The organism is Amycolatopsis sp. NPDC059021, assembly GCF_042739895.1.
Lineage (GTDB): Bacteria > Actinomycetota > Actinomycetes > Mycobacteriales > Pseudonocardiaceae > Amycolatopsis.
Genome location: NZ_JBHYIQ010000076.1, coordinates 26,263 through 48,017 on the forward strand (window position 1 = coordinate 26,263; position 21,755 = coordinate 48,017).

A 21,755-nucleotide genomic window follows, 5' to 3' on the forward strand; every position below is an offset into this window, starting at 1 on the left:
CCTAGCGTGGGTGCTGTCGTGTCCGGTCGAGGTTGGCGTCCGTCCCTAGTGGACAGGGTTGGTATGGGGTACGCAAATGAGTGAATCCGCAAGTTTCCCGTCGGACCTCGGACCCGCGGACGGCGGTGCGGCGGGGCTGGCGCGCCGGCTCGAGCAGCTGCCCGTCTCCGAACAGGCGAGGCTCCTGACCGAGCTGGTGCGCGAGGAGACCCTGCAGGTGCTGCGCCGGATCCGTCCCGGCACCACGCATCTGCGGGTCGAGCGCGCGTTCCGCGATCAGGGCCTCGACTCGCTCGGCCTGGTCGAGGTGCAGACCAGGATCAACGCGGCCACCGGGCTGCGGCTGCCGCCCACGGTGATCTTCGATCAGCCGACCCCGGCGCTGCTGGCGGAGTACGTGCGGACCGAGGTGCTCGGCCTGCCCGCCGGGGACACCCACGCCGCGCTGCCCGCCGTGGCGGGGGATGACGACGACCCGATCGCCATCGTCGGTGTCGGCTGCCGGTTCCCCGGCGGCGTCGGCTCCGCCGAGGACCTGTGGCGGCTGGTGGCCGAGGGCGGCGAGGTGCTCGGGGACTTCCCGGACGACCGCGGCTGGGACCTGGCCGGCATGTTCGACACCGACCCCGGCGCGACCGGCAAGAGCTACGTCGACAAGGGCGGTTTCCTTTCCACCGCAACGGAATTCGACGCGGACTTCTTCGGCATCAGCCCGCGCGAGGCGCTCGCGATGGACCCGCAGCAGCGGCTCATGCTGGAGACCGCGTGGGAGGCGCTGGAGCGCGCGGGCATCGACCCGCTCGCCCTGCACGGCAGCCGGACCGGCGTGTTCGTCGGCGCCGAGGTACACGAGTACGGCGTCCGCGTGCACGAAGCCCCCGACGGTCTCGACGGCTACCTGATGACCGGCAACGCGCCGAGCGTGGCGTCCGGCCGCGTCGCCTACGTGCTGGGCCTGCGCGGTCCCGCGGTCACCGTCGACACCGCCTGCTCCGGGTCGCTCGTTTCGCTGCACCTCGCGATTCAGGCGCTGCGGCGCGGCGAATGCTCGCTCGCGCTCGTCGGCGGCGTCGCGGTGATGGGCAGCCCCGGTATGTTCACCGCGTTCAGCAGGCAACGCGGGCTCGCCCCGGACGGCCGGGTCAAGGCGTTCGCGGCCGCCGCCGACGGCACCGGCTTCGCCGAGGGCATCGGGCTCCTTGTCGTCGAACGGCTTTCCGACGCGCGGCGGCTCGGGCACGACGTCCTCGCGCTGGTCCGCGGCTCCGCGGTCAACTCGGACGGCGCGAGCAACGGGCTGACCGCCCCGAGCGGGGACTCGCAGCGGCAGCTCATCCGCCAGGCGCTGGCCCAGGCCGGGCTCGCCGCGGGCGAGGTCGACGCGGTCGATGCGCACGGCACCGGCACCACCCTCGGTGACCCCATCGAGGCGCAGGCGATCCTCGCCACCTACGGCCAGGATCGCGAACGTCCACTGTGGCTGGGTTCGGTGAAGTCCAACCTCGGCCACACCCAGGCCGCCGGCGGCGCGGCCAGCGTGATCAAGATGGTCATGGCGATGCGGCACGGTGTGCTGCCGAGGACCCTGCACGTGGACGCGCCCTCGCCGAACGTCGACTGGGCGGCGGGCAGCGTCGAGCTGCTGACCGAGCAGGTGCCGTGGGAGCGCGTGGACGGACGTCCGCGCCGTGCCGGGGTTTCCGCCTTCGGCATCAGCGGGACCAACGCGCACGTCATCCTCGAAGAGGCACCCGCCGTCGCGGTCGAGTCCGAAGAGGACAGTGAGGCACGTTCCGTAGCGAACGTCCCGTTCGGACTTTCGGCCAAGAGCGTCCCTGCGTTGCGTGCGCAGGCCGAGCGGATGCTGTCCTTCGTTTCGGCGCACCCAGACCACTCGCTGGTCGACCTAGCCTACTCGCAGGCCACGACGCGCGCGGCGCTCAACCATCGTGCGGTCGTCGTCGCCGACGATCGCGCCGCGCTGGAGAACGGCCTGCGCGCGCTGGCCGAAGACAAGCCCGCGCAAGGCGTGGTCACCGGCGTCGCGTCCGGTGCCGGGCTCGCGTATCTGTTCACCGGTCAGGGTTCTCAGCGCGCCGGCATGGGCAAGGAACTCTACGAGACCTACCCCGTGTTCGCGGCCGCTCTGGACGACGCGATCAGCTATCTCGACCTTCAGCTCGACCGGTCGCTGTACGACGTCGTGTTCGCCGAGGAAGGCTCGCCGGAGGCGGCCCTGCTGGACCAGACGCGCTACGCGCAGGCGGCGTTGTTCGCCGTCGAGGTGGCGATGTTCCGGCTGCTGGAGTCGTGGGGCGTCCGGCCGGATTTCGTCGCCGGGCATTCGATCGGCGAGTTGGCGGCCGCGCACGTGGCGGGCGTCTGGTCGCTGGAGGACGCCTGCGTCGTGGTCGGCGCGCGGGGCCGGTTGATGCAGGAACTCCCGTCCGGGGGCGCGATGTTCGCCATCGCGGCGACCGAGGACGAGGTCCGTCCGTTCCTCTCCGAGCGGGTCGGCATCGCGGCGGTCAACGGCCCGTCCTCGGTGGTGCTGTCCGGAGCCGAGGCCGACGTCGCCGAGGTGGCCGCGGGCTTCAAGGAACGCGGTCACAAGACGAGCAGGCTGCGCGTTTCGCACGCCTTCCACTCGCCGCTGATGGAGCCGATGCTGGCGGAGTTCCGTCAGTTCCTGCAGGTGGTGGACTACGTGCCGCCCCGGATCCCGGTGGTCTCGAACGTCAGCGGCGAGCTGGCGACCGCGGACGAGCTGTGCGACCCGGAATACTGGGTGCGGCACGTGGTCGAAGCCGTGCGGTTCGCCGACGGCGTCCGGTCGCTGAACGCCGCGGGCGTGGGCACCTACCTGGAACTCGGTCCGGACGCGGTGCTGTGCGCGATGGCCGGGGACTGCCTGGCAGGCGAGGACGACGTCGTGCTGGCGCCGGTCGCGCGCCGGGACCGTCCGGCGGCCGGAGTGCTGCACGCGGCACTGGCGGTCGTGCACGCCCGCGGCGGCGTCGTCGGCTGGGAATCATTCTTCGCCGGAACGGGCGCGAAGCGCGTCGAGCTGCCCACGTATGCCTTCCAGCGCACGCGGTTCTGGCTCGAAGGCCCCACCGGCACCGGCGGGGCCGGGATCGGGCAGACCCCCTCCGCGCACCCGCTGCTCTCGGCGGTGGCCAACCTCGGTGACGACGGCGTGGTGCTGACCGGGCGGATCTCCCTGCGCACCCACCCGTGGCTGGCCGACCACGGCATCGCGGGTTCGGTGCTGCTGCCCGGAACGGCCTTCGTGGAGATGGCCGTGCACGCGGCGGGTCACGTCGGCTGCACGACGGTCGACGAGCTGACGTTACGGGCGCCGCTGGCGATCCCGGACACCGGGGGCGTGGTGCTGCAGGTCGTGGTGAGCGCGGCGGGCGAGACCGGCGACCGGTCGATCGACGTCTATTCCCGCGCCGAGGACGACATCGCGGACATGACCTGGACCCACCACGCGAGTGGCAGGCTGGCCACGTCCGGGACGCGGACCGGTGATCTCGGAGTGTGGCCGCCGGAGGACGCCGAGGTCGTCGAAATCGGTGGCCTGTATGAGGATCTGGGCGCCGAGGGATACGCGTACGGGCCGGTGTTCCGTGGGCTCAAGTCGGTGTGGCGGCGCGGCGGCGAGGTGTTCGCCGAGGTCGCGCTGCCGGAGGAGGCACGCGAGGAGGCCGCGGCGTTCGACCTCCACCCGGCGCTGCTGGACGCGGTGCTGCACGCCACCGACTACGCCGAGGGCGCGGCACGGGGCCGAGACGAGATCGAGCTGCCGTTCGCCTGGACCGGGGTCGCGCTGCACGCCACCGGCGCCGATGTGCTGCGGGCGCGGATCGCGGTCTCCGGAACCGGCGGGATCGAGCTGGAGCTGGCCGACGGCACCGGCGCGCCGGTGGCGACGGTGGGCGCGGTCCGGATGCGCCCGCTGCCCGCCGACCGGCTGAGCGGCCGGGACCAGTCGCTGTTCCGGGTCGGCTGGAACCCGCTCGGCGGAGCGGACGGCCCGGCACGCCGCCTGGCCGTCGTGGGCACGGACGTCCTCGGGCTCGGCGACGGTGTCCCGGTGTTCGAGGACTTGGACGCGCTGGCCGTGGCCGGGGTGCCCGACGCGGTCGTGGTCCCCGCCGTGTCCGATGTGGACGGACCGGCGGTCGTCGACGCCGCGCACGAGGTCACCCTGCGGGTGCTGGACCTGTTGCAGCGCTGGCTTTCCGACGAGCGTTTCGCCGAGGCCACGCTGGTGGTGGCGACCCGAGGCGCGGTGGAGCCGGACACCGCGGCCGGGCTCGCCTGCGCCCCGGTGTGGGGCCTGGTGCGCTCGGCGCAGGCCGAGAACCCGGGGAGGTTCGTGCTCGTCGACGTCGACGGGGACGGCCTTTCGCCGCAGACCGTGGGCGCCGCGCTGGCGTCGGCCGAACCCGAGCTTTCGGTGCGGGGCGGCGTGTTGCGGGCGCCGCGGATGGTACGGGTCAAGGCACCCGAGCCCGAGGCCGCGACGTCGTGGGACCCGGACGGCACCGTGCTGATCACCGGTGGGACCGGCGGGCTGGGCGCGCACGTCGCGCGGCATCTCGTCGGCACCAGGGGTGTGCGGCGGCTGCTGCTCGTCAGCCGTCGTGGCCCGGCGGCGCCGGGTGCGGCCGAGCTGACCGCGGAGCTGGAAGCGCTCGGTGTGTCGGTCCGGGTCGCCGCCTGCGACGCCGCCGACGCGGACGCGCTTTCCGCGCTGCTGCAAGAGATTCCGGACGAGCATCCGCTGCGCGCGGTCGTGCACACGGCGGGTGTGGTGGACGACGCGCTGATCGGGACGCTGACCCCGGCCCAGGTGGCCGAGGTGCTGCGGTCCAAAGTGGACGCCGCGTGGCTGCTGCACGAGCTGACCCGGGGTCTCGACCTGGCGAACTTCGTCCTGTTCTCCTCGGTCGCCGGGCATCTCGACGGTGCGGGACAGGGCAACTACGCCGCGGCGAACGTCTTCCTCGACGCGCTCGCCGCGTACCGCACCTCGCTCGGCCTGCCCGCGACGTCGCTCGCGTGGGGCCTCTGGTCCGGTCCCGACGGGATGGGCGGCAGGCTGGCCGACGCGGACCTGCGGCGCGCGAACAGTCTCGGGCTCACGGCACTGACCCCGGAGGAAAGCCTCGCCACGTTCGACGCGGCGTTGCGGACCGGCGAGGCGGCGGTGTTGCCGGTGCGGGTGGACCTCGCGGCGCTGCGCTCGCGGGCGGACGGCGTGCCCGCGATGCTGCGTGGCCTGGTGCCCGCGCCGCGCCGGGCGGCCGGGCAGGCCGCGGCCGAACCGGCGGCGCCCGCCACCCCGGACTGGCTGGCCGGGGTGAGCGACGGCGACCGCGCACAGGCCGCGTTGGACCTGGTCCGCACGCACGTCGCCGCCGTCCTCGGCCACGCGGGCGGTGACGCGATCGCGCCGGACCGCGCGTTCGGCGAGATCGGGTTCGACTCGCTCGCCGCGGTCGAACTGCGCAATCTGCTGGAGTCCCGGACCGGGCTGCGGCTGCCGGTCACGCTGATCTTCGACTACCCGACGCCCCGCGTGCTGGCCGCGCACATCCTGGAGAAGGCGGGCGGCGAGCAGCGGTCGGTCACCGTGCGGCAGAGCACGGCGAGCGCGGACGACGAGCCCATCGCGATCATCGGCATGAGCTGCCGTTATCCTGGCGGTGTCAGCACGCCGGAGGAGTTGTGGCGGCTGCTGGCCGACGGCACCGACGCGGTGTCGTCGTTCCCGGTCGACCGCGGCTGGGACGTCGGCACCCTCTACGACCCCGAGCCGGGCAAACCGGGCAAGAGCTACGCACACGAGGGTGGTTTCCTGCACGACGCCGCCCAGTTCGACCCGGAGTTCTTCGGCATCGGCCCGCGCGAGGCGCAGGCGATGGACCCGCAGCAGCGGCTCGCGCTGGAGATCTCGTGGGAGGCGCTGGAGCGCGCGGGTATCGACCCGCTTTCCTTGCGCGGCAGCCGGACCGGCGTGTTCGCCGGGGTCATGTACCACGACTGGGGCACCCGACTCGGCGAGGTCTCCGAGGACGTCGCCGCCTACCTCGGCAACGGCAGCCTGGCCAGCGTGGTGTCCGGCCGGGTGTCCTATGTGCTCGGTCTCGAAGGGCCGACGGTCACCGTCGACACCGCGTGCTCGTCGTCGCTCGTCGCGCTGCACTGGGCGATCCAGGCGCTGCGCCGGGGCGAATGCGAACTGGCGCTGGCGGGTGGCGTGACGGTGATGTCCACTCCGGACACTTTCGTGGACTTCAGTAGGCAGCGCGGGCTGGCCGCCGACGGCCGGTGCAAGTCGTTCGCCGCGGGCGCGGACGGCACCGGCTGGGGCGAGGGCGCCGGGATGCTGCTCGTCGAGCGGCTGTCCGACGCCGTGCGCAACGGGCACGAGGTGCTCGCCGTGGTCCGCGGGTCCGCGGTCAACCACGACGGCGCCAGCAACGGCCTGACCGCGCCCAACGGCCCCTCCCAGCAGCGGGTCATCCTGCAGGCGCTGGAAAGCGGCGGGCTCACACCGTCCGATGTGGACGTCGTGGAGGGGCACGGGACGGGCACCACGCTCGGCGACCCGATCGAGGCGCACGCCCTGCTCGCCACCTACGGCCAGGACCGGGAGCGGCCGCTGCTGCTCGGCTCGGTCAAATCGAACCTGGGGCACACCCAGGCCGCGGCCGGGGTCGCCGGCATCATCAAGATGGTGCTGGCCCTGCACAACGGCGTGCTGCCCCGGACGCTGCACGTGGACGCGCCCTCGCCGGAGGTCGACTGGGCCTCGGGCTCGGTCGAGCTGCTGACGGAACCGCGTGAGTGGGCCGAAAACGGGCACCCGCGCCGGGCCGGGGTGTCCTCGTTCGGCGTCAGCGGCACCAATGCCCACGTGATCATCGAACAGGCGCCGCCCGCCGAACACACCGCGGACACCGAGACGCTCCCGGTTCTTCCGCTGGTGCTGTCCGGCAAGAGCGTCCCGGCGCTGCGGGCGCAGGCCGCCCGGCTGCGGGACTTCGCCGAGGAGCGTCCCGAGATCCCGCTCGGCACGCTGGCGCGTTCACTCGCCACCTCGCGTGCGGCGCTCGAACACCGGGCCGCGGTGATCGCGGGCGACCACGCGGACCTGGTGCGCGGGCTGGAAACGCTGGCCGCCGGGGAGACCGCCGCTTCCGTGGTGACCGGCGCCGAGGGTGAGCACAAGCTCGCGTTCCTGTTCTCCGGTCAGGGCGCGCAGCGGATCGGCATGGGCCGCGAGCTCGCCGGGGTGTCCGAGGTCTTCGCGGCCGCGCTCGACGAGGTGTGTGCCGCGTTCGACCGTGAACTCGGCCGGCCGCTGCGTGCGGTGATGTGGGCGGAGCCGGGCTCGCCGGAAGCCGCGCTGCTCGACCGCACCGAGTACACCCAGTGCGCGTTGTTCGCGATCGAGGTCGCGTTGTTCCGCCTGTTCGAAACCTGGGGCATCACCCCGGGGTTCGTCGCGGGACACTCCATCGGTGAACTCGCCGCGGCGCATGTCGCGGGCGTCTTCTCGCTGGCCGACGCCTGCACGCTGGTCGCCGCGCGCGGACGGCTGATGAACGCGCTGCCCGAGGGCGGCGCGATGGTCGCGGTCGCGGCGCCCGAGGGCGAGGTCCGCGCGCTGCTGGCCGGTCACGAGGACGTCGCCATCGCGGCGGTGAACGGTCCCTCGGCGGTCGTCGTCTCCGGCGAAGAGGCCACCGTGCTCGAAATCGCCGCCACGATCAAGGAAAGCGGCCGTGAGACGCACCGGCTCACGGTGAGTCACGCGTTCCATTCGCCGCTCATGGAGCCGATGCTCGCCGAGTTCGGCGAGATCGCGGCCGGGATCTCCTACCAGCCGCCGCGTATCCCGGTCGTCTCCGCGCTGACCGGGGCGGTGGCGACGGCCGACGAGCTGTGCTCGCCGGGCTACTGGGTCCGGCACGTCCAGGCCACCGTCCGCTTCGGCGACGCCGTGCGGACACTCGCGGGCGAGGGCGTGCGGACCTTCGCCGAACTGGGCCCGGACAGCGTGCTTTCCGCGGCGGGCGGCCGGAACGTCGAAGACAGCGATGACGTCGTGTTCACACACGTGCTGCGGCGCGAGCGGGCCGAACTGCCCGAGCTGATGGCGGCCGTCGGGCGGCTGCACGTACGCGGGATCAGTCCGGATTGGACAGTTTTGCTGGGCGAGGGCCCGCGCACCGCGCTGCCCACCTATGCCTTCCAGCGCAGGCGGTTCTGGCTCGACGCGACTCCGGCGCGGGACGTGGCCGGGGTCGGCCAGCGGGCCGCGGCGCACCCGATGCTCGGCGCCGTGGTCGCGGTGCCGGGTTCGGACGGGGTCGTGCTCACCGGCCGTCTCTCGGTCGAGAGCCAGCCGTGGCTTGCCGACCACGTCGTGCGGGGCTCGGTGCTGCTGCCCGGCACCGGTTTCGTCGAACTGGCGATCCGGGCCGCCGACGAGGCCGGCTGCGCGGCCGTCGAGGAACTGACCCTGCGGGCTCCGCTGATCCTGCCGGAGTTCGGTGGCGTCGCGTTGCAGGTCGTCGTCGGCGCCGAGGAGGCGGGCCGTCGCACGCTGTCCGTGTACTCGCGGGCCGAGGACGCTCCGGCCGATCAGCCCTGGACACTGCACGCGAGCGGTGCGCTGGGCGTCCAGGCACAGCCGGAATCGTTCGACCTCACCGCGTGGCCGCCGGACGGCGCCGTCCCGATCGACGTCGAGGGCGCGTATGAGCGGCTGATCGACCGGGGCTACGGCTACGGTCCGGTCTTCCAGGGGATGCGTGCGGCCTGGCGGCGCGGCGAAGAGGTGTTCGCCGAGGTCGCGCTGCCGCCGGAAGCCGTGGACTCGGCGGCCGCGTTCGGCCTGCACCCGGCGCTGCTGGACGCCGCCATGCACGCCGATCTGCTCGGCGAGAACGACGGCGCGACGCTGCTTCCGTTCGTGTGGAACGGGGTCACGTTGCACGCGGCCGGTGCCGCGATGCTGCGCGTCCGGCTCACCCGGCTTTCGGGCGACGAGCTGACCGCCATCGACGTCGCGGACGGCGAAGGCAGGCCGGTGGCTTCGGTGCGCTCGCTGGTGTCCTTCCCGGTCACCGACGAGCAACTCGCCGAGGCCGCCACGCGCGGGCACGCCGGTGAGCTGTTCCGGATCGCGTGGAACCCTTACCCCGCGGCGGTTCCGGCGGGGACGGCGACGAACTGGGCCGTGCTCGGCGGCAAGCTCGGCCAGGACGTTCCGGTGTACGACGATCTGGCGGCCCTGATATCCATTGTGGACGATGGAGCGGAGGTGCCGGAGGTCGTCGTGCTCGCCCCGGCGAATACGAACGACACCGAAGACGTCCCCGCCCGGACACGGACAGTGCTGGCCGGTCTGCTGCCGGTCATGCAGGCCTGGCTGGCCGATGACCGGTTCGCCGCGTCGCGGCTGGTGGTGACCACCCGCGACGCCGAGACGGATCCGGTGCAGGCGCCGGTGCGGGGCCTGGTGCGGGCCGCGCAGGCCGAGCACCCCGGCCGGTTCGTCCTGGTCGATCTGAACGGTGACGCCGCCGCGCTGCCCGCGGTGGTGGAGTCCGGCGAGCCGGAGGCCGCGCTGCGTGACGGCGCGATGTTCGTGCCGCGCCTGGCCAGGATCCCGGCTCCCGAAGCCGCCGAACCGTCCACATGGGAGACCGAAGGCACTGTGCTGATCACCGGCGGCACCGGGGGACTGGGCAGTCTCGTGGCCCGGCACCTGGTCGCCGCGCACGGGATGCGGCACCTCCTGTTGACCAGCAGGCGTGGCCCGGACGCCCCGGGCGCCGAGCGGTTGCGCGCGGAGCTGGCCGAACTCGGCGCCTCGGTCTCGATCGTCGCTTGCGATGTCGGCGACCGCGAAGCCGTCCGCGGTCTGCTGGCGGAGGTTTCCGCCGAGCATCCGCTGACCGCCGTCGTACACGCCGCCGGGACCGCGGACAGCGCGGTGTTCGACGCGCTCACCGACGAGCAGTTCGACGCCGTGCTGCGGCCCAAGGCCGACGCGGCCTGGCATCTGCACGAGCTGACGCGCGATCTCGACCTGGCCGCGTTCGTGTTGTTCTCCTCCGCGGGCGGCATGGTCCTCGCGGCGGGGCAGGGCAACTACGCGGCGGCCAACGCCTTCCTCGACGGCCTGGCCGGATTCCGCCGGGCGCAAGGACTTCCGGTCACGTCGCTGGCGTGGGGCCTGTGGGCCGAGAACACCGGCCTCGGCGGTGACCTCGGCGAGGCCGATCTGCGGCGGATGGCCCGGCTCGGTATGCCCGCGCTCACCGCCGCCGACGGCCTGGCGTTGCTGGACGAGGCCCTGCGGGCGGACGAGCCCGTCGCGGTCCCGATCCGGCTCGATCTCGCGGCCCTGCGCGCCCGGACCGACGAGGTTCCCGCACTGCTGCGTGGTTTCCTGGCCGCGCCACGACGTGCCGCGGCCGCGACCAGCACACTCACGGCGTCGGCGGGGAACGGGCTCGGCGAACGGCTTTCCGGCCTCTCCGGCGCCGAACGCGACCGGTTCCTGCGGGAGCTGGTGTGCACACAGGTCGCCTCGGTGCTCGGGTACGACGGCGCGGGGGACATCGACGACGCCAAGGCGTTCAAGGAGCTGGGCTTCGACTCGCTGGCCGCGGTCGAGCTGCGCAACCTCCTCGGCGCGGCGACCGGGCTCACGCTGCCTGCGACGCTGGTCTTCGATCACCCCAACGCGCGGGCGATCGCCGCGTACCTCGCGGACAAGCTGACTGGCGCCGCGGCGGCGGCACCCGCGGCGCCCGCCGTGGCGGTGGCGCGCGACGAGCCCATCGCGATCGTCGGCATGAGCTGCCGGTACCCTGGCGGCGTCACGTCGCCGGAGGACCTCTGGCAGCTGCTGGTGACCGGCACCGACGCGGTCACCGGGATGCCGGCCGACCGGGGCTGGGACGTCGAGGGCATCTACGACCCCGAACCAGGCGTCCCGAACAAGACCTACACCCGCGAAGGCGGGTTCCTGCACGACGCCGCGGAGTTCGACCCCGGATTCTTCGGGATCGGGCCGCGGGAAGCACTGGCGATGGACCCGCAGCAGCGGCTCATGCTGGAGCTGGCCTGGGAAGCCGCCGAACGCGCCGGGGTCGACCCGAGTTCGTTGCGCGGCAGCCGGACCGGCGTCTTCGCCGGGCTGATGTACGACGACTACGGCAGCAGGCTGCGCAACCCACCGGAGGATCTCGCCGGATACCTGACCAACGGCAGCTCCGCCGCCATCCTGTCCGGCCGGATCTCGTATCTGCTGGGGCTGGAAGGCCCGTCGCTGACGGTGGACACGGCGTGTTCGTCCTCATTGGTCGCGCTGCACCTCGCGATGCAGGCGCTGCGTAACGGCGAATGCTCGCTCGCGCTGGCGGGCGGTGTGACCGTACTGTCCACTCCGGACGCTTTCGTCGACTTCAGCCGCCAGCGCGGGCTCGCCGCGGACGGCCGGTGCAAGTCGTTCTCCGCGGCGGCCGACGGTGTCGGCTGGGCGGAAGGCGCCGGGCTGCTGCTGGTCGAGCGGTTGTCCGACGCGCGGCGGCTCGGGCACGACGTGCTCGCCGTCGTGCGGGGCAGCGCGGTCAACCAGGACGGCGCGTCGAACGGCCTGACCGCGCCGAACGGCCCGTCGCAGGAACGGGTGATCCGGGCGGCGCTGACCGCTTCCGGGCTCACGACGTCCGATGTGGACGCTGTGGAGGCACACGGCACGGGCACCACGCTCGGCGACCCGATCGAGGCGCAGGCGCTGCTCGCCACCTACGGCCAGGATCGGCCGGAGGACCGGCCGCTGCTGCTCGGCTCGGTGAAGTCGAACCTCGGGCACGCGCAGGCGGCGTCCGGCGTGGCCGGGATCATCAAGGTGGTGCAGGCGCTGCGCAACGACCTGCTGCCGAAGAACCTGCATCTCGACGAGCCCTCGCCGCACGTCGACTGGACGGCGGGCGCGGTGGAACTGCTCACCGAGGCGCGGCCGTGGCCCTCGGCCGGACGCCCGCGCCGGGCCGGCGTGTCGTCCTTCGGGCTTAGCGGCACCAACGCGCACGTGATCATCGAGGAGGCACCTGCCGCGCCCGCGGAGGCACCGGCGGAGACCGTGCCCGCGCTCCCGCTCGTGCCGCTGGCCTTGGCGGGCAGTTCGGCGGATGCCTTGCGGGCCCAAGCGGCGAAGCTCGCCGACCACCTCGGTGACGACAGCGGCTTGCTCGACGTCGGTTACTCGCTCGCGACCGGCCGCGCCGCGCTGGACCACCGCGCCGTCGTGCTGGCGGCCGGCACCGAGTCGGCGATCCGCGGCCTTTCCGCGCTCGCCAAGGGAGAAACCACGACGGACGTCGTCACGGGGCCGTCGCGGGCCGGTGGGCTGACGGCGTTCCTCTTCACCGGTCAGGGCGCCCAGCGGATCGGGATGGGCAAGGAGCTGTACGGCACCTTCCCGGCCTTCGCGACGGCACTCGACGAGGTGTGCGCGGCGCTCGATCCGGAACTCGACCGGCCGCTGCGCGAGGTCATGTGGGCCGAGCCGGACTCGCCCGAAGCCGAACTGCTGGACCACACGGCGTACACGCAGAGCGCGTTGTTCGCGGTCGAGGTCGCGCTGTTCCGGCTGCTGGAATCGTGGGGCGTCAGCCCCGACTTCGTCACCGGGCACTCGGTCGGCGAGCTGGTGGCCGCGCACGTCTCCGGTGTGCTCGACCTGGCCGACGCCGCCGTGCTGGTGGCCGCGCGCGGCCGGTTGATGCAGGCGCTGCCCGCGGGCGGGGCGATGGTCTCCGTGGCTGCGGACGAGCAGCGGGTGCGGGACGTGCTCGTCGACGGCGCCGGGATCGCGGCGGTCAACGGGCCGCGGTCGGTGGTGATTTCCGGAGCCGAGGACGCGGTGCTGGCCGTCGCCTCGCAACTGGCGGACGAAGGCGTCAAGACCCGGCGGCTGCGTGTTTCGCATGCCTTCCACTCCGCGCTGATGGAGCCGATGCTCGCGGAATTCCGCGCGGTGGCACGGAAATTGACCTACCGCGCGCCGGCCGTCCCGATCGTGTCGAACCTGACCGGCGAGGTCTGCGCGCCCGAGGTGCTGGCCGACCCGGAACACTGGGTGCGGCACGTCCGCGAACCGGTCCTGTTCGGTCAGGGCGTCCGCTCGCTCGTCGAGGCCGGGGTCACCCGCTTCCTCGAGGTCGGCCCGGACGCCGTGCTGAGCGGCATGGCCACGGAATGCGTCGAGGAGAAGGACGGCACGGCACAGGTGCCGACCTTGCGCCGCGCGAGGCCGGAGGCCGGGACGCTGCTGAGGGCGATCGCGGAGCTGCACGTGCTCGGTGACGGCCCCGACTGGTCCGCGCTCTTCGCGGGCCGGGGCGCCCGCCGGGTGGATCTGCCGACGTATGCCTTCCAGCGCAAGCATTTCTGGCTTCTCGACGGCGCCACCACCAGTGACGTGGGTTCGGCGGGTCTCGGCGCGGCGGATCACCCGCTGCTCGGTGCGGTGGTCGAGCTGCCGGGCACCGGCGGGGTCGTACTGACCGGCAGGCTGTCGCCGGACCACCAGCCGTGGCTGGCCGATCACCGGGTACTGGACCGGATCCTGTTGCCGGGGACCGCGTTCGTCGAGCTGGCGATCCGCGCGGGCGATCAGGTCGGCTGCGCCGTCGTCGAGGAGCTGACCCAGCGCGCGCCGCTGGTGCTGCCCCGCACCGGCGGGGTGAGCGTGCGGGTGGTCGTGGGACCCGAGCAGTCCCCGGAGTCCGGCCACCGGTCGCTGGAGGTGTACGCACGCGCCGAATCCGAGGGCGAATGGCAGCTGCACGCGGCCGGTGTGCTCGCCCCAGAGACGGCCTCGGCGCCGTTCGACCTCACGGAGTGGCCGCCGCGTGGCGCCGAGCCGTTCGCTCTCGACGGGGTCTACGAGCACCTGGACGCGCTCGGCTACGGATACGGCCCGATGTTCCAGGGCGTCCGGGCGGTGTGGCGGCGCGACGGCGAGGTCTTCGCGGAGGTCGCGCTGCCGCTGGAGGCCGCCGCCGAGGCGGCGACGTTCGGGCTGCACCCGGCGTTGCTCGACTCCGCGGTCGGGACGACGGACTACCTCGTGGACGGCGGCCCGCTGGCGATCACCGAGACGGCGATCCCGTTCGCCTGGACCGGGGTGTCGCTGCACGCCGCGGGAGCCGCCTCGCTGCGGGTCCGGGCGACCCCGGCTCCCGGCGGGAACGGGGCGTCGCTCGCCATCGCGGACAGCGAGGGCAAGCCGGTGGCGTCGATCGCCTCGCTGGTGCTGCGGCCGGTGCCCGAGGCCCAGCTGCGTGCCGGGCGGCCCGCGCCGGAGTCGTTGCTGCGGATCGGATGGAAGCCGAAACAGGTCGAGACGGGGACGGTCGTCCCCGGGGACTGGGCGGTGTTCGGGACCGGCGATCTCGGCCTCGGCGTGCCGGTGTATAACGACGTCGACGCCCTGACCACGGCGCTCGAATCCGGGGCGCCCGCGCCGCAGGTGCTGGTGCTGCCGGTCGAACCAGTGTCCGGGACCATGGCCGAGCGGGCACACGAACTGCTCCGGCGGACCCTGGAGCGGGTGCAGCGCTGGCTGGCCGAGCCGAAGTGCGCGACCGGGCGGCTGTTCGTGCTGACCAGCGACGCGGTGCTGGCGCCCGGCGCGCCCGATCCGGCGCAGGCTTCGCTGTGGGGCCTGATCCGGGCGGCGCAGGCGGAGAACCCGGGCAGGCTGGTCCTGGCCGATGTGCACGACGCCGTGACGTTGCCGATGCTGGCCACGGTGCTGGCCTCCGGGGAGCCCGAGGTCGCCGTGCGGGACGGGGAAATCCTTCTGCCCCGGTTCGAACGGGTGTCCACAGTAGACACCGAGTTCACGCCGGACCCCGAAGGAACAGTGCTGATCACTGGTGGAGCCGGGCTGCTCGGCGCGATGCTCGCCCGCCATCTGGTGGCCGAGCACGGCGTCCGGCAGTTGCTGCTGACCAGTCGTCGCGGGAGGGACGTGCCGGGTGCGGCCGAACTGCACGCGGAACTCACCGGCCTCGGTGCGGAAGTGTCCATTGTGGCCTGTGACGTCGCCGACCGGGACGCGCTCGCGGCCCTGATCGACGGTGTTCCGGCCGAGCACCCGCTGACCGCGGTGGTGCACGCGGCGGGTGCGATGGACAGCGCGGTCTTCGGCTCGCTGACCGCCAAACAGCTCGAAGTCGTCCTGCGGCCGAAGGTCGACGCCGCCTGGCACCTGCACGAACTGACCAAGGACCTGGACCTGGCCGCGTTCGTGCTCTACTCCTCGGCCGGGGGCACCGTGATCACGGCGGGGCAGGCGAACTACGCGGCGGCCAACGTGTTCCTCGACGCGCTCGCCGAGTACCGCGTGGCGAACGGGCTGCCGGGCAAGTCGCTCGGCTGGGGTCCCTGGGTGGGCGCCGAAGGACAGGTTGACGTCGAATGGATCGGCCGGGGCGGTATCGCCGAACTGGAGCGCGAGGAGGGACTGGCGTTGTTCGACGCGGCGATGGGCGCGGCGGACGCGGTGCTGGCGCCGATCAAGCTCGACCCGGAGCGGCGCCGCAGGCTCGACCTCCCCGCGCTGCTGCGGGGCATGTTCGGGGCGCCAGCGCGGCGCGTCGTGCAGGCACCGTCGCCGGTCGCCGCCGTGGAACGCCAGGTCTCGACAGCCGAGCGGCTGGCGTCACTTCCCGCCGACGAACGGGAACGGGCTGTGCTCGACCTCGTCTGCGCCAACGCCGCGGCCGTGCTCGGGTACGCCGACGCGACGGAGATCGACGCACGGAAGGGCTTCACCGACCTCGGGCTGGATTCGCTGGCGGCGCTCGAACTGCGCAACCGGCTCGGCACCGAGACCGAGCTCCGGCTGCCCGCCACGCTCATCTTCGACTACCCGAGCCCGGTCGTCCTGGCCGAGTACCTGCTCGGCGAGCTGGCACCGGCCGAGGCGGTCCCGGAACCGGCATCGACGGATGACGAGACGGTCCGGCGCGTTCTCAATGCGGTCCCGATCGCGAAATTGCGTGAGGCTGGGCTGCTGGACGCGCTGCTGGCGCTGGACACCGGCACCGCCCCCGTGACGTCCGATATGGACAGTGTGGAGGCGGTCGAGGAGATGGATCTCGGCGCGCTGGTGCAGGCCGCGCTCGGTGAGGACAACGGCGAACGGAGTGAGCACGCGTGAACCAGCAGCCGTCGACCGAACAGATCGTCAGCGCGCTCCGGAAGTCCCACGCGGACAACGAACGGCTGAAGCGGGAGAACGCCCGGCTGGCCGCCGCCGCGAACGAACCGGTCGCGATCATCGGGATGGGCTGCCGCTATCCCGGCGGCGTCACGTCCCCGGAAGAGCTGTGGCGGCTCGTCGCGGACGCCCACGACGTGATCTCGGAGTTCCCCGCCGACCGCGGCTGGGACCTGGCCGCGCTGTATCGGCCCGAGCCCGGTACGCCGGGCACGACCTACACGCGTCGCGGCGGGTTCATCGACGGGGCGGGCGACTTCGACCCGGGCTTTTTCGGGATCTCCCCGCGTGAGGCGGTGACGGTGGACCCCCAGCAACGGCTGTTGCTGGAGGTCTCCTGGGAGGCTCTGGAGCGGGCCGGAATCGTCCCGGAGTCGTTGCGCGGCAGCCGGACCGGCGTGTTCACCGGGCTGATGTACCACGACTACGGCGGTGCCAGCACCGACGGCGGAATGGTGTCCGGCCGGATCTCCTACACGCTGGGGCTGGAAGGACCCACCATGACGGTGGACACCGCCTGCTCCTCGTCGCTGGTCGCGCTGCACACCGCGGCCGCGTCGCTGCGCGCGGGGGAGTGCGGGCTGGCGCTGGCGGGTGGGGTCACGGTGATGGCCACGCCGGAGATGTTCGTGTACTTCAGCGAACAACGCGGAATCGCCCCGGACGGGCGCTGCAAGTCGTTCGCCGGCGCGGCCGACGGCGTCGGCTGTTCGGAGGGCGCCGGGATCCTCGTCCTGGAGCGGCTGTCGGACGCGGTGCGCAACGGGCACCGGGTGCTCGCGGTGCTGCGCGGGTCGGCGGTGAACTCCGACGGCGCCAGCAGCGGGCTGACCGTGCCTAACGGACCGGCGCAGCAGCGGGTGATCCGGCAGGCGCTCGCCGCGGCCGAACTGTCCACTTCGGACGTCGACGCGGTCGAAGCGCACGGTACCGGGACGGTGCTCGGCGATCCGATCGAGGCCAACGCGCTGCTGGCGACGTACGGCAAGGGCCGGCCGTCGGACAAGCCGCTGTGGCTGGGCTCGGTCAAGTCGAACTTCGGGCACACCCAGGCCGCCGCCGGGGTCGCCGGGGTCATCAAGATGGTGGAGGCGATGCGGCACGGCGTGCTGCCGAAGACACTCCACGTGGACGAACCGTCGTCCAAAGTGGACTGGGGCACGGGTGGGGTGCGGCTGCTCACCGAGGAGCGTGCCTGGCCGCGCGAGGAGCGCCCGCGCCGCGCGGCGGTGTCCTCCTTCGGGCTCAGCGGCACCAACGCCCACGTGATCGTCGAAGAGTACCCGGCCGGGGAAGCCACACCGCGAACGCCGGTGGCGGACGTCGTGGTGCCCTGCTTGCTCTCCGCGAGCACTGACAGCGGAGTGTCCGCGCAGGCGGCGAGGCTGCTGGAGTTCCTGGCGGAGCACCCGGAACCGTCCGTGGCCGACGTGGCGTTCTCGCTCGCGACCACCCGGACCTCCTTCCCGCACCGGGCGGCGGTGCTCGCCGCGAACCGTGACGAACTGCGGCACGGCTTGAGCGCGCTGGCGGCGGGCGAGGAGTCCGCGGCGGTCGTGCGGGGCCTGGCCCGCGCGGGCGGGTCGCTCGCCTATCTGTTCACCGGCCAGGGTTCCCAGCGACCGGGCATGGGCCGGGGACTGTACGAGGCGTATCCGGTGTTCGCCCGTGCCTTCGACGAGATCGCCGCCGAATTCGGCCCCGGGCTGGACCGGCCGCTGCGCGAGCTGGTGTTCGAGGCGGACGCGGACGAGCTCGCCATGACCGGAGCCACCCAGGTCGCGTTGTTCGCGCTCGAGGTGTCGCTGTTCCGGCTGCTGGAGTCGTGGGGTGTGCGTCCCGCGTTCGTGGCGGGGCACTCGATCGGTGAACTCGCGGCGGCCTACGTCGCCGGGCTGTGGTCACTGCCGGACGCGTGCGCGCTCGTGGCGGCGCGGGCCCGGTTGATGCAGGCGCTGCCCGAGGGCGGCGCGATGGTCACGGTCGAGGCGAACGAGGACGAGGTTCGCGCCGAACTCGTCGCCGGGGTGGACATCGCGGCGATCAACGGTCCGGCCTCGGTGGTGATCTCCGGCGCGGCCGACGAGGTCGCCGCCGTGGCGTCGGTCTTCGAGGCACGCGGAAGGCGGACACGCGCCTTGCGGGTTTCGCACGCCTTCCACTCCGCGCTGGTGGAGCCGATGCTGGCCGAATTCCAGGTCGTGGCGGAGAAGCTTACTTATCTGGAGCCTCATCTGCCGCTCGTGTCCACTGTGTCCGGTGCGCGTGCGAAGGCCGGAGAACTGCGCGACCCCGGCTACTGGGTGCGCCAGGTCCGCGCGACCGTACGCTTCGCCGACGCCGTTCGCGCGCTGGAGTCCGCAGGGGTGACGCGGTATCTCGAACTGGGCCCCGCGGGCACCCTTTCCGCGCTGGCCAAGGAAAGTTCTGACGGCGGCACCTTCGCGCCGCTGCTGCGCAAGGACCGCGACGACGTCCGGGAGCTGATCCGGGCACTCGCGATCGCGCAGGTCCACGGCGAGCGACTGGACTGGACGGCGTTCTCCGCCGAACACGGCGGCGAACGGGTGGACCTGCCCACCTATGCCTTCGAGCGCAAGCGGTACTGGCTCGAATCCGGGTCGTCGGCGCTGGACGGGGACCTCGCCGGGATCGGCCAGTTCGCCGCGGGCCATCCCATCCTCGGCGCCGTCGTGACACTGTCCGAACAGGACCAGGTGGTGCTGACCGGCAGGCTGTCGCCCGGGAAACAGCGCTGGCTCGCTGAGCACACCGTCGGGGAGCTGATGGTGTTCCCCGGCAGCGGTTTCGTGGAGCTGGCCGTCCGCGCCGGTGACGAAGTCGGCTGTGCGGAAGTCGCGGAGCTGACTCTCGCCGCTCCGCTGGTGCTGTCCGAAACGACCGGTGCGCGCGTGCGGGTGGTCGTCGGCGCGGCGGATGAAAGCGCTCGTCGTCCGGTGACCATTTCGTCGCTCGCCGAGGACGCGCCGCCGGACGCCGCGTGGACCATCCACGCGAGCGGCTTCCTCACCGACGGCGAGGACGTCGCGGCTCGGACATCCGAGTGGCCGCCGGCCGACGCGGTCGGAATCGACCTCACGGACCGCTATGAAACCTTGGCACAGCAGGGTTTTGGTTACGGTCCCGTGTTCCGAGGGTTGCGCTCGGCCTGGGCGCGAGGGGAGGACGTACTGGCCGAGGTCGCCCTGCCGGAGGAGACGGACGCGGAGGAGTACGGCCTGCATCCCGCGCTGCTCGACGCGGCGTTGCACGCGGTCGGGCTAGCCGGTCCCACTGTCGACCGGGCCGCCATGCCGTTTTCCTGGTCCGGGGTCCGGCTGCGTTCCTCGGGTGCTTCCGCCCTGCGGGTCACGCTGACTTCCTTGGGGGAGAACGAAATATCGCTCGCCGCGACCGACAGCGAAGGGAATCCCGTCCTTTCGGTGCGCTCGCTGGCCTTCCGGCCGATCGAGGACGGCCAGTTCGCGACGGCTCGTCACGACGCCCTGTTCCACGTCGGCTGGCAGCCGTGGGCGGGGACTCCGGACGCGGCCCTGCCCGAGGTCGCGCTGCTCGGGGACGTCGATCGCCTGGGGCACAAGGAGAACGTGCGAAGCCACCCCGACCTCACCGGCTTGGCCGTGGCTGTTCCCGGGCTCGTGTTCGCGGGCCTGCCCGCTGACGAGACAACGGACACCGTCCGCTCCGCGCACGACCGCGTCCACCAGGCACTCGCCCTCGTCCAGTCCTGGGCGGCGGACGAGCGGTTCGCCGCGTCCCGGCTGGTCGTGGTCACCGGCGGGACGCTGGCCGACGAGCCCGTGCGCGGCCTGCTGCGCACCGCCGTTCAGGAGTACCCGGACCGGTTCGCCCTGCTCGACGTCGAGAGCGGGCAGGTGCCGTTGACGTCGGTCTCCGCCGCTGTGCGTTCGGGGGAAACGGAACTCGTGGTCCGTGACGGCGCCGTCCACGTTCCCCGGCTGGCCAGGTTCACCCCGGAAGAGTCCACATCGGACACTCTGGATCCCGCGGGTACCGTGCTCGTCACCGGTGGGACGGGCTTCCTCGGCGGTCTGATCGCGCGGCATCTGGTCACCGAGCACGGCGTCCGGCAGCTGCTGCTGACCAGCCGTCGTGGGATGGACGTGCCCGGTGCGGCCGAGTTGCACGCGGAGTTGACCGGGCTCGGCGCGGAAGTGTCCATTGTGGCCTGTGACGTCTCCGATCGAAACGCGGTGGCGGCCCTGCTCGACGGCGTGCCGTTGACCGCGGTGGTGCACACCGCGGGAGTGGTCGACGACGGTGTGCTGCCCGCGCTGACTCCCGGGCGGATGGATGCCGTCCTCGGCCCGAAGGCCGACGCCGCCTGGCATTTGCACGAACTGACCCGGGATCTGGACCTGGCCGCGTTCGTGCTGTTCTCGTCCGTCGGTGGCACCCTCGGCGCTCCCGGCCAGGCCAATTACGCGGCCGCCAACGCCTTCCTGGACGGGCTGGCGCGTCATCGGGCGGCTCAGGGACTCCCGGCGGTGTCGCTGGCTTGGGGATTGTGGTCCGGCGGTGGGATGTCCGGCGCGCTCGACGACGCCGATCTGCGCCGGATGGCGCGGTCGGGCGTGGCAGCGCTGGGCGCCGAAGAAGGATTGGCGTTGTTCGACGCGGCCCTCGCGAACTCGGCGCCGTCGATCATGCCCGCGAAGCTGGACCTGGCCGCGCTGCGCCGGCACCCCGGTGACGTTCCGCCGATCCTCGGCGGGCTCGTGCGTACCCGTTGCCGGGCCGCCGCCACCGGAACCGAAGCCGCCGCCGAGGCCAGGCCGCGGCTGGCCGGGCTGTCCGGGCCCGAACTCGAACGAGCGGCGCTGGACCTGGTGTGCACCACGGCGGCGCTGGTGCTCGGCCACGACCGGGCGGACGCGATCGATCCGGAGAAGGGCTTCCTCGACCTCGGCTTCGACTCGCTGACCGCCGTGGAGTTCCGCAACCGGCTGGACCGGAGCACGGGCAAGAGGCTGCCCGCGACGCTGATCTTCGACTATCCGACGGCGGCCGCGCTGGCCGCGTTCCTGGTCGGCGAGTTCGCGACGGAGGCGGTCTCCTCGCTCCACGCCGGGCTGGCGGCGGTGGAATCCGCGCTGCGTGCCGCGCGACCCGGCGAGCGCGAGCACGCCGACGTCGCGGCCAAGCTGAAGGCACTCGTCACGCTCTGGGGACAGGCACGCGGCGGCGACGCGGCGGAACCGTCCGATTTGGACGGAGCGACCGCGGACGAGCTGTTCGAGATCCTGGACGGGGAACTGGAATCCTCCGGTTGACCGCCGGAACAGCCGTGAAGGCCGGGGGGGGGGGGCGCCCCCCCCGCCCCCCCCCCCCCCCCCCGAGCCCCGGGCCCGCCCCACACCACCCACCACCCCCCCCC

At 72.9% G+C, this 21,755-nt stretch carries 2 protein-coding genes; both read left to right on the top strand.

The genetic code is table 11. From position 1 onward, the window contains the following. Nucleotides 1-76 precede the first annotated feature (76 nt). A complete protein-coding gene (locus tag ACFWX1_RS34325; protein ID WP_378393928.1) occupies nucleotides 77-16,276 on the top strand; it encodes an SDR family NAD(P)-dependent oxidoreductase in 16,200 nt (5,399 codons plus the stop codon). After that, complete coding sequence (locus ACFWX1_RS34330) at nucleotides 16,273-21,651, top strand: SDR family NAD(P)-dependent oxidoreductase (protein WP_378393929.1); 5,379 nt, start codon at nucleotides 16,273-16,275, stop codon at nucleotides 21,649-21,651. Before ACFWX1_RS34325 ends, ACFWX1_RS34330 begins: the two co-directional genes overlap by 4 nt. The last annotated feature ends 104 nt before the right edge of the window (nucleotides 21,652-21,755 follow it).